Consider the following 11,572-nt stretch of genomic DNA (forward strand, 5'->3'; position numbering starts at 1 on the left):
AAAAATATTATTTTTATTAATATTTAACTTGTACTTTTCTAACAAATGAAATAAATCTTCGCCACTAATAATTGGTTCTTGTTCTGGAACAATAATTAAATCATTGCTATTTTTTTCTAATAAAGATAATTGTTCATTATTTATATATTTTTCGTCCGAAAAAATATTAAAATCAAAATTAATAACTGTTTCACGATTACTATTTTTACTTAATAAATAGCCCTGTTCTAATGCCGTTAACGTTTCTTTTGAAATGTAAAAAATTCCAATTGGTCGATCAATTCAATCCTGTTCAGCAGAACTATTTGCTAAATAATTTAATGATGTTTGCTTATTAATTTCAATAATATTTTTTTTTTCAATTAAGTTCTTTAGACATTCTGCATAAATTTTAAAATTAAAAATTTGTAATTCATTCTGTAAAATATCAGCTAATGTTTTTTCTTTATTAGGGTAATTAGTAATAGCATTTAAAATTACATACTGAAAAAAAGCTAGTTTTTTTGGTGTTTGATAGCTAACTATTGTTTTTAATTTTTTCCAATTTTTATAAACTTTTACCATTCCTAATTTCATGTTTTTACCTCGAATTCTTATTATAATAAATCTTTTGCACTTCAAACAAGACCATAACTATCAATAATTCGTAAAATTTCATAATATGCTTTAATTGTTTTTGTAATATTTGGATTAGCAATTGTTGGAATTTCAACATCAATATTAGTAAAAAAACTAACTGCTCCAATAATAATTAACATATTTTTTGCTCTTGAAAATGCAACATTTAACCGTTCGTATTTCTTAATAAATTCTTTATTAGCATTTAATTGCTTACGAGGATTGCGAACTGTATTAACAATAACAATTTCGGTTTCTCGCCCTTGATAATCATCAACTGTTGAAACTTCTACTTTAATATTTTTAAATTTTAAACTTTTAATAGCTCTTCGTAATTTTTTAACATGTAGACTATAAAAACTAATAACTGCAACTTTAGGTTGTTTTTTTAATTTAACTGTTAAATTATTATATCCTGCTTCAATTAATTCTAATGTTTTTATTGTTAAATCAACTTCTAATCAATTAAAAAGACTCGTACTACCACTTTCACCTTGTTCATAAACAAAATTCATATTAGTTTTATCTTTTGATGAATCAATTCAATAAATTGCTTTATTACTATCAAAAATTTTTAGACCATCTTTATTTTCAACAATAATATAATGTTGTTTTTCATTATTTTGATTAGTTTTATCACCTAACTGCAACTGATTTTCATAAAAAACATTTACAATTCGCATAATATCTTCATGACTACGATATTGATTAATTAGAATTTCTTTTACTGAATCATCACATTTTGAGATAATTTTTTTAAATAATGAATTAGTTACTAATTCTAAAAAATCATTATAACTATAATTTTGGTCATAAATTTCATTAATTAACGCAACATCTTCTTCTTGATATGGCATAAGTGGTGGCAATTGCCGATAATCACCAACTAAAATAACAGTTTTACCATATACTAATAGCATAAAAATTTCCATTGGTGTTAACTTACTTACTTCATCAATAATAACAACATCAAAAGCAAATTTTTTAATATCAATATCAGAAATATTATAATCCCGTAAAACTTTATTTTTACTTTGTGCATATGATTGGTTTGAAGTCGCAGTCATTGCAACAACATTGACACTTTCTTGTAAAAATTGATTAGCATAATTAATTGTATCTCGTTCCATCGCCGGTGTGAAATGATTAGTTTCAATATTCTCTTGTGTTAAAAAATCTGATATCTGATAATTTTTATTTAAAAAGGTAATCATATTATTTACAAAATTAAACTTTGTTGCTTTTTCTTGGAGAACAAAATTAAGGTCCTGTTCAATTTTATTAATTTCTTTATCAATTTCATTAATTGTTCCACTAATATTTTTTACTACTAAATTTAAATTAAAAATTGTATTAATACTATTAACAATGTTTTCAACTTCAACTTTTAGAGCATTAATTTTATGATTTAATGTTCCAATTTCAATTTCTAAATAAGAAATTTCTTGCTCATATTTATCTTCATTAATTTCACTAATTTTGTTTTTATTAATAACACTTTGTTCTTCATATTGCTGTAATAATTGTTCAAGGTCATTTTTAAATGCTTCTTGCTCCTTTTGAAACACAATATTTTCTTGTTTTAATGTAACTTGATTCTTTAATTCTAAAATTTCATTTTGAACAGCAGTTAATTGTTCCATTCAATCATCATCACGTAAATCTTGACTAACTTGTTTTAATATTGCTAATTCTATCTCCTTATCCTTTAACAACCTATTATCAGTAGTAATTGTTAATAGTTTTTTGTATGTTTCTGTTAATGAATATGAATCATCAATTTGAAAACCAATTTTTTTTTGCAACAAATCCCCAAAATGTTTATTAAATAATCGGACAAGATCCGGAGTTGAAGTAACTATTCCAGCTCAATTAATATTAACTAAGAAATCTAATAGATTACGAATATTATTAATATCAATTGTTAATTTTCGATTATCATCTAAATATTGCAATTTTTGATTAATGATTGTTTCCCGCTCAGTAACTAATGTATTTAACTTTTGAATATAATTATTGTAATCATTAATTTCTTTTTCTAACATTTTAGCATTTGCTTTTAATTTTTGTAGTTCATATTTTTGATTTTCATAATCACTTCCAATTCCATCTCATTTTGTTAAATATTGTCGTGATAAATGAGCATAAATAAAACGATAATTATTAAAAATTAATTTATCTGGATTAAAATCATTAAAACGATTTTTTTTACGAACTTCATCACTTGTTAAGCGTAAAGGAATCAATAAAGGTGTTTTAAATAATCTTGTTAAAACATTGTCAATTGCAGTATGATTTTGTGAAGAAATTAAAACTTTCTTTCCTAATTTAGCATATTGATAAACTAATTCAGCAATAAATTCAGTTTTCCCTGTCCCTGGTGGACCTTGCAGTAAAAAAATATCTTGTGAGTTTAAGGCTTTTGTTATTGCTTTCTGCTGATTTCCATTTAAATTATTTGAAGCAAAAATTAATTGTTCTTCCATAATTAAGTTAAATTGTGTCTTTAATTTAATATCTTCAATATTAAAGATATAATTAATTAAATAAGGGTTTGCAACATCATTTTTGCTAATTTTATCTAAAATAACATTACTACGTCGAAGTAAAGTTGAGTCCCCTTTTCCAATATAAGTTAAATAACCATAAGAAGGTATCACTTTATTTAATTCATTAAATGATATTTCATCCTCATTTTTTATTTCATAAAAGCAATTAACAATTTGATACTGCTCTAATTGATTAATAGTTACTTTAATTGTTTCATGGTCAATATCACTTTCTTGCATAATATTATTTTCAAGCATATATATTTTGATTAATTCTTTTTTAAAATCATAGATATCTTTTTGCTGCATTTTTGTTTCAGAAATATTAATCCCTAAATCATAAATATCTGCTCCATCTTGAACATAACTTTCACTAAAATTAAAAGAAAATAGTGTTAATGGAACATCTTTTTGATATGTACGATTAATTTGTAAATTAGCAAGACTTAAATTGTTTAATTTCTTTAATATTAAATATTTATCTAAATTATCCAACAATAGCTCTAATTCTACAATAATTATTTCTTCAAATAAATGACTAATTGTTAAATTTTTATTAGTAAAAGTTTTTTTATCAACATATCAAAAATTATGGGATAAAAATCTTACATCATGAAATTTTTCACCAATTGGAACTGTTTTTGGAATTTTAATATATTCTGTTAATTTCGGGTTTAAATATAAACAAGAATTATGACGCTTATATTCTAAGTTTTGTTCTTGAAAGCGTAAATATTGTAACCATCGTTCTTTTTCTTCAGCAAAAGATGAAGTCAAAAATTTCATATTTGCCATAACATTTGAATCAAAAATAGTTCGTAATTTTGCTTCATCAATCCGAAAATTATCAGCAATTTCAAGCACTACTCCAGTAGCTAACGTTTCAAATTCTTGTTTTCTCTTTTCCATTGCTGTTAAAAAAATATTTTTAACATTAACAATGCCAATTTCCGGATCAATATCGCCTAAGATTGTTAATGATAAGTTTGAATCGAACATTTGATCTAGCAAAGTAATTGATTTAAAACGAATTAAAATATCATAAAGCTTCTTTTCTGATCCTTTTTTATCTTTTTTAATTTTTGTCTGATCATTAATTAAACAAACAAAAAAATCAGCAATAAAAATATTATGCTTTAAAAAAGTATCTAGGCCTTGAACTGTTGTAATATTTTTTAACCGAAGGTTTTTAACATCATTATCAGTAAATTTACTTTTTGGATTTGTTAAAAAATACAAATTTAACAATAAATTCTTATTATTATATTTATCACCCTGAATTGTAAATTCTATCAATGTCATTTGTTCACCCTCTTATCTACATAATAATTATACTAAACTTATATTAGATAACAAATTAAACTAAACAAATTAAAAAAGTACATTGCAAAGCAAAATGTACTTTTTTGAAATCTATCTTTTTGAATATTGCGGTGCTCTTCTAGCCCCATGTAACCCATATTTTTTTCGTTCTTTAATACGAGCATCACGAGTTAGCATGCCAGCGTGTCTCAATAAAGTTTTATAATCTTGTGACGCTTCAACTAGGGCTCTTGCAATTCCTAATCTTGTTGCGCCAGCTTGTCCGGTAAAACCACCACCAGATACTTTAACACGAATATCAAATTCTGATTTTGAACCAGTAATCTCTAAAGGTCGTTCCAAATCTTGCACTAATGTTGCATATGGGAAAAACTCTAATGCTGGTTTCCCATTCACAACAACATTCCCTTTACCAGGAGTCAATACAACTTGGGCAATAGAAGATTTTCTTCTTCCTGTACCACGATATATAACTTCTTGTTTTTTTGCCATATTTTCTCCTTTTATTTATTAGTTAATTCTAATTTAATTGGTTGTTGTGCTTCATGTGGATGTTCATTACCAGCATAAACAAATAAATTACGGAATAATTTACTTCCTAATTTATTTTTTGGTAACATTCCTTTAATTGCGTGTTCAACAGGATAAATTGGTTTTTTTACTAAAATATCCTTTGCTGTTGTTCGTTTTAATCCCCCAGGATGTTGTGAATGATGATAATACATTTTACCCTTTAATTTATTTCCTGATAAATTAATTTTATCAGCATTAAGAATAATAACATTATCACCACAATCAACATGTGGAGTATAAGATGGTTTATTTTTTCCTCTTAAGATCATTGCAACTTTACTTGCTAAACGTCCTAAAACTAGACCTTGAGCATCAATCACATATCATTTTTTTTCAACTTTAGTTGAATTTAAGATAGTTGTTTGTCTCATGTCACTGCCTCCTCACATCATTCCGTACCAGGGTCTAATGTATAAAGCAATAATATTATAACTAAAAATAATAGGATAATCAATATTTTAACTTGTTATTTCTAAATTTAATTACTATTGTAATTTTCAAGTTGAGTAAATTGGAAAATCACTTAATAAGTTTTTTACTTCTTCTTGATATTTAACAATATTATTTTCAGTTGGTTCTTTTAAAACATTATAAATTATTTCTCCAATTTGTTTAAATTCTTTGCTCCCAAAACCACGTGTTGTCATAGCTGCTGTTCCTAACCGAATCCCACTAGTAACCATCGATGATTCTTTATCAAATGGAATCATATTTTTGTTGCAAATAATACCAATTTTTTGTAGAATTTCTTCCGCCATTTGCCCCGAAATTCCTAAACTACTTTTAACATCAACCATTAATAAGTGGTTGTCTGTTCCATCAGTTACTAAACGCAGATTATTTGCTTTTAATGTTTCTGCTAGGACTTTTGCATTATTAATAATTTCTGCTTGATATGTTTTAAAATCTGGTTGCAATGCCTCTAAAAAACATTGTGCCTTTGCGGCAATAACATGTTCTAATGGTCCACCTTGATTACCTGGGAAAACAGCACTATTAATTTTTTTTGCTCATTTTTGCTTTGATAAAATTAAACCCCCACGAGGTCCACGCAATGTTTTATGTGTTGTCGAAGTAACAACATCAGCATATGGAATTGGGGATTGATGTAAACCAGCAGCAATTAATCCTGCAATATGAGCCATATCTACCATTAATAAGGCTCCAACTTTATCAGCAATTGCACGGAACTTTTTAAAATCAATCTCACGTGAATAAGCACTGGCTCCAGCAACAATTAATTTTGGTTTTACTTCAATTGCAATTTTTTCAATTGCATTATAATCTAACATTTCGGTTGTAGGATAAACTTGATAACTACGAAAATCATATAATCGACCAGAAAAATTAACATTATGACCATGGGTTAAGTGACCACCTGCTGCTAAATCCATTGCTAAAATAGTATCACGTGGTTGTAGCAAAGCATAATAAGCAGCAGCATTTGCTTGACTACCTGAATGTGCTTGAACATTAGCATGTTCAGCTTGAAATAACTCCTTAACCTTATCAATTGCTAATTGTTCAACTTGATCAACATATTCACATCCTCCATAATATCGGTGAAATGGATATCCTTCAGCATACTTATTAGTTAAAATTGAGCCTGTAATAGCTAAAATTGCCTCACTAACATAATTTTCTGACGCAATCAATTCAACATGATTTTGTTGACGTTTTAATTCCAAATCAATTAATTTTTTAATTTGTGAATTCACTTTCATTATTTTCATCTCCATTCTATAACTTCTAATATCATTATATAGAGATAAATAAAAATAACTTCAATAAAAGTTATTTTTCAAAATTTTAATATTGTAAATTTGCATTAGTATCTTTATGAATTAATGGGGAAACAGCCCGATATGTAATATAAATAATTGCCGAATTAAATAATACTTTCATTGGTGCCATTGCTAATCGCGTAATCATAGTTATACCATAACCATCTGTTCCACCATTTTTATTCTGTGACACCGTTAAAAAGGTGATATCCCCCCATGCGGATATCAAGGTGGTGACTCAATATTCATTAACAACAGCAAGCATAATAATAGCAACTAAATCTCAATAACGTTTTTTTGTTTTATCAAAATGACGATAAACAAACATAATAATTCATATAATGATAATAGTTCCCCCTGTGCCAAAACCAATAATATAACTTAAAACAATTTTGCTAACTTCCAATCCAGCAAATAATGTAATGGTTTCAAATGGTGAATATCATGTCATTACTCCAGCAAAAGTTCCAAAAATTAAAATAAAAATATTTGTTAACATAAATAAAACTCATTTATGCTTACCAACGGCACGATTAATTGAAGATACACAACCTGATAAAAATCCATATGAAGCAATTACAATAATATAAGCAACATGAAGATAAGAAGGAACAAATAACATAACAATTAAATCAGTAACAACCCCCGATAAAAGTCCAACGATTGGTCCAAAAATAAATCCACTAATTTTAACCATTAAACCTTCAAAAGCAATCCGCACAGGAGGAAAAACCGTAATTGGTACTGTTATTGAAATAATAATAGTAACTGTTGCTGAAACTGCTGATAACATTGTAATATACGCAATATTTTTCGTTGTAAAACGAATACCATGATAACGTTTAGGATTAATTAAATAATATAAACCATTATAAATACAATAAATAATAAAAAGAGCACCAATAACACCACTAGCAATATATGCCATTTTATTACTATATAAGATTTTTGATATATCACTAAATGATGTTAGTAGACCCATAAATATCCCCACAATCTATATTAATAAAATAAATCCTCTTGTCCTGTCAATATTTTACATATATCAATTATACATTACATTTTTCAATCAATTATGTTTTTTTTATTTTTTAAAAGTAAATCGTTAATTTTTACAAAAAATTGTTGATCCTTAAATAAATTGTAACTAAAAGGTGATGGGTGCGCTCCCTTAATAATATTACTTTTATTCAAAATATATTCACCATACTGTTTTGCATAATTGCCTCATAAAACATATACAATATCATTACGAATCTCATTTAAATAAATAATCAAATTTTGACTAAAATTAGTTCAACCAATATCCTTATGACTTAAAGGCGTTTTGGCAACAACACTTCCAATTGTATTATATAGAAAAACACCTTTTTTAGCTCAATGGTCTAAATTACCACTAGCATAATGATCAACACCTAAGTCTTTTTTTAATTCATGAAAAATATTGACTAAACTTGGAGGAGTTTTAATACCATCATTAACACTAAAAGCTAAACCATTTGCTTGGCCTGGACCATGATATGGATCTTGTCCAATAATAACAACTTTAATATCATTAGGCTCAGTTAATGTAAACAAACGAAAAATATCTGTTTTTGCAGGGTAACAAAGTTTATTTTGATATTCACTATCAATGTTCTTTAACAATTGTTTAAAATACGGTTTTTTAATCTCATTATCAAAGAACTCTCCTCAACCAACTGCGTATTTTATTCACATTCCCCTTTCTCCTATTGCCTCTTATTTATAGTAAATTATTAATTTCGGTTTTTTGTAAAATAATTATATCAAAAAAAGGAAAAAAAGATAATAGACTTCTTGCATAACCTATTAAAATAATTATAAATATTTTTAAAAAGATACTAATAGCAAATTATAATTTTAATTAATTATGTCTTTTATTAGACTTCTTGCATAACCAACCTAGTTATTTTAAAATTCCTATAAAATATATTTAAAATAGAAATTATAGGAATCTAAAATTATGAAATTTGATAAATTTGATTTTATTAATGATAAAGAATTATTCCGATTAACAGGAATAAAACAAGCCACTTTTAATAAAATGTTGGTAGTATTCATTATTCTTAGGTTTTTAATAAAATTAAGTAATTAGAAACAAATTAAGTTTCGCTTATGACTAAATGATAACAAAATTTATAAAAAATTCAACTTTTTTTAAAAACATAATTTTTATTTGAAGAAATAATTTATAAATTTATGAATTTTGATACACTAAAAAATACTTTTTAAAGTTATTACTAATTTTAAAAAGTTTTTTTATTTTTTATAAAGATAAAAATTGATTTTGAGAGTTATTTAAATTAAATATATTAAATTCAATTTTTTCTTTATTATTTTTATTAGTTTTATCAACTTTCTCATCATTAATTTGATTATTAAGTCTTAACATTGAACCAATTAACATATTGATAAATGTTTCTTTACAATATATTTTTGCACCTCGCCCTTTAACAGCCTTAATATAATGCGATACATCGCCTTCAACATGACAACCAATATTATATTCTAATGTTTGGTTTTCAATGCCTTCTTTATTATTTTTAATTAATGTAATAGCTTTATTCAAAAAATCTAATTTAGAATCGCTTATAAAAAATTTACTATCTTCTAAACACTGTAATAATTCTTCATATTTACCATTAAAAAAATAATCAACAGCTTTATGATATGCTTCTCTATTTTCCTTATTTTTATTTTGAAAGGGATATATTTTTTTAAATATACTTGTAAGATGAAATTTATCTAAGCTATATGATANCTTGTTATTTTTATATTTTGCTCTTACTGCTCTATAAATTTTTTTAATTTGTTTTTCACCATCACTTAATATTAATATTTTAGTATCTTCATTAATATCATAAGTATCCATTAATTTAAAAATTTTACCAATAAAATTATCAATATTAGATTTATTATTTTTATTATTATGATTTTTATTCATCATTTGAAAAACGCCTTTTTTCTTTTTCATTTTTATTTTGGTTTTTGTTGACTTTTCTTTATCAACACCAACATGCATAGTAGCAAAAAATATTTTATTTTCAACTCTTTTTTTATTTTCTCACATAGGTTCAAAAGCCCCATCAATTTGAATATATAAAACATTATTTGGAATTTTAATTTTATTGTTATTTTTGTTGCTTATATAGTCAACTTTTTCTAAATCGGCATTTTTAAAAATATTAGATATTGTTCTTTCGCTAATATTTGCATTCTCTGTTGTATGCAAAATATCTTTATATCTTTTTCCATCGCCCATAAAAGACATATATTTATCTTTTAAATTTATTTCGATTCTTTCATATTTTTTTAAGCCTAATTCTTCATCTAAAGGATAACGATTTATATTTTCTTTTTTTTCTTCATCATATTTAACATATAATCTTCTTTTAATAGGAAAATCTCCATATTCTTTTTTAATTGTTTTTGGCAATTTTGATATCACCTTATATCCTTGTAATATTTGTCCTTGTTGATATAATTTAAATATCTCATTATCTCTATTAATAATTAAATTTTTAATTTCATTGTTTGTTTCTATTCTTTTATTTTCTTTATAATTTCCTAATAAATTTTGTTTTAATTTCATTTTATAATTTCCTTTCTGAATGTGTAAATTGTAATATGAAGTGTAGCACTTTTTATACAAATGAAAACCTTCTTTTTAAACTTAATAATTAATTTTGGTAATTAATTAACGAAAATAAGCCATAAAATAAAAGATCTTTTTAATTTAATTTTTATAACAAATCTTTAAAAATTTAAAAAGCTTAATTTTACAGTTCATAAATTGCTACATTTGAATTTACAATTTACAGAATTAAAAAAATATTTTAAATTATGATACTTAATTGATACTTAATACTTCATATAATCTTATAAAAAAAGGAGGCTAATTAAAAATGCAAGATTTTACAAAAATTAATAACAAAAAACTAATTACTAGTTATGAATATTTAAGTAAAAAGTATGATTTAAATTTTAGTGACTATAATTTTGGTTTTGATTGAGAAGTATTTAAAGATTTTGTTGGTGATAGTTATGCCCGATATTTTACTTCGCCAACTTTTTTTAAGTTTGTTTCAGCAGGGCGGGGTACTAATAAAACATGAAATCATTTAGCAGAAAAATTATTTTTTGCTTGTAATTTTACCGATGCTTCATCTAATATTTTACGAAGATATTCCAACACCCACGAAGATACTACTTTCGGCGATACAATTAATGTTTGTAATTATCTATACGATAAATATGGGATTGATATAGGACCTGACAATGAAAATGGCATTGTTTGACCTAAAAATGTTAAAGAAGGTGGTGAGATTGTTTTTTCTAGTGGTGTTCGTATTGCTTTTGCTGGCTATGCTAATGGTAATAAAATTATGGGTAAAGTTGGTAAAGGTAGTGGTATTATATCGGCGTGAACAGATGAAATGATACATGCCGAAGAAAAAGAAATTTTAACTGATAAAGAACTAGATAAAAGATATAATAATTTAAGAGTTTCAATGTTTCGTTCAAAAAGTTTAAAAGTATCTTATGAAAAATACACAGATGAAAATGATAATGAACAATATAATTTAGATAATCCTATTCCAGTAAAAGAATTATCTTGGACATTTCAAGAATGAGATAATATAACAAAACAATAGACTTCTTGCATAACCTAGTTATTTTAAAATTCCTATAAAATATATTTAA

General features: G+C 25.1%; 9 protein-coding genes and 1 pseudogene. 2 read left to right on the forward strand and 8 right to left on the reverse strand.

Annotated elements, in window-relative coordinates:
* From EHU54_RS00715 to EHU54_RS00745, 7 genes and pseudogenes are all read right to left on the reverse strand, one after another.
* Positions 1–576 (reverse strand): annotated as a pseudogene (locus tag EHU54_RS00715) (hypothetical protein); the annotation flags it as partial.
* 20 nt (positions 577–596) lie between these two features.
* Positions 597–4,469 (reverse strand): AAA domain-containing protein, encoded by a 3,873-nt coding sequence (locus EHU54_RS00720; RefSeq protein WP_400248394.1) that lies wholly within the window; start codon positions 4,467–4,469, stop codon positions 597–599.
* A gap of 111 nt (positions 4,470–4,580) precedes the next feature.
* Entirely contained in the window at positions 4,581–4,982 is a 402-nt protein-coding gene (gene rpsI, locus EHU54_RS00725) for a 30S ribosomal protein S9 (RefSeq protein WP_400248395.1), read from the reverse strand.
* An 11-nt stretch (positions 4,983–4,993) separates the two neighbouring features.
* A complete protein-coding gene (gene rplM, locus EHU54_RS00730; RefSeq protein ID WP_400248396.1) occupies positions 4,994–5,434 on the reverse strand; it encodes a 50S ribosomal protein L13 in 441 nt (146 codons plus the stop codon).
* Between the two features lie 114 nt (positions 5,435–5,548).
* Positions 5,549–6,787, reverse strand: a complete 1,239-nt coding sequence (glyA, locus tag EHU54_RS00735) for a serine hydroxymethyltransferase (protein ID WP_400248397.1) — start codon at positions 6,785–6,787, stop codon at positions 5,549–5,551.
* Between the two features lie 85 nt (positions 6,788–6,872).
* A complete protein-coding gene (locus EHU54_RS00740; RefSeq protein ID WP_400248398.1) occupies positions 6,873–7,829 on the reverse strand; it encodes a hypothetical protein in 957 nt (318 codons plus the stop codon).
* A 74-nt stretch (positions 7,830–7,903) separates the two neighbouring features.
* Positions 7,904–8,566 carry a uracil-DNA glycosylase gene (locus EHU54_RS00745; RefSeq protein ID WP_400248399.1) on the reverse strand — a complete coding sequence of 221 codons (663 nt, stop codon included), beginning with the start codon at positions 8,564–8,566 and terminating at the stop codon, positions 7,904–7,906.
* 265 nt (positions 8,567–8,831) lie between these two features.
* On the opposite strand from EHU54_RS00745, the gene EHU54_RS00750 reads away from it, so the two are divergent.
* A complete protein-coding gene (locus EHU54_RS00750; RefSeq protein ID WP_400248400.1) occupies positions 8,832–8,963 on the forward strand; it encodes a hypothetical protein in 132 nt (43 codons plus the stop codon).
* A gap of 171 nt (positions 8,964–9,134) precedes the next feature.
* On the opposite strand, the gene EHU54_RS00755 is transcribed toward EHU54_RS00750, so the two are convergent.
* A complete protein-coding gene (locus EHU54_RS00755; RefSeq protein WP_400248401.1) occupies positions 9,135–10,460 on the reverse strand; it encodes an Mbov_0401 family ICE element transposase-like protein in 1,326 nt (441 codons plus the stop codon).
* Between the two features lie 313 nt (positions 10,461–10,773).
* Here EHU54_RS00755 and EHU54_RS00760 point away from each other — a divergent pair, with 313 nt between their 5' ends.
* On the forward strand, positions 10,774–11,523 hold the full coding sequence (locus tag EHU54_RS00760; RefSeq protein ID WP_400248402.1) for a hypothetical protein: 750 nt from the start codon (positions 10,774–10,776) through the stop codon (positions 11,521–11,523).
* Positions 11,524–11,572 lie beyond the last annotated feature (49 nt).

Origin of the sequence: Spiroplasma sp. ald (assembly GCF_044714355.1) — a bacterium.
In the GTDB taxonomy this organism is placed as follows: Bacteria; Bacillota_I; Bacilli_A; order Mycoplasmatales; family Mycoplasmataceae; genus Spiroplasma; species Spiroplasma phoeniceum.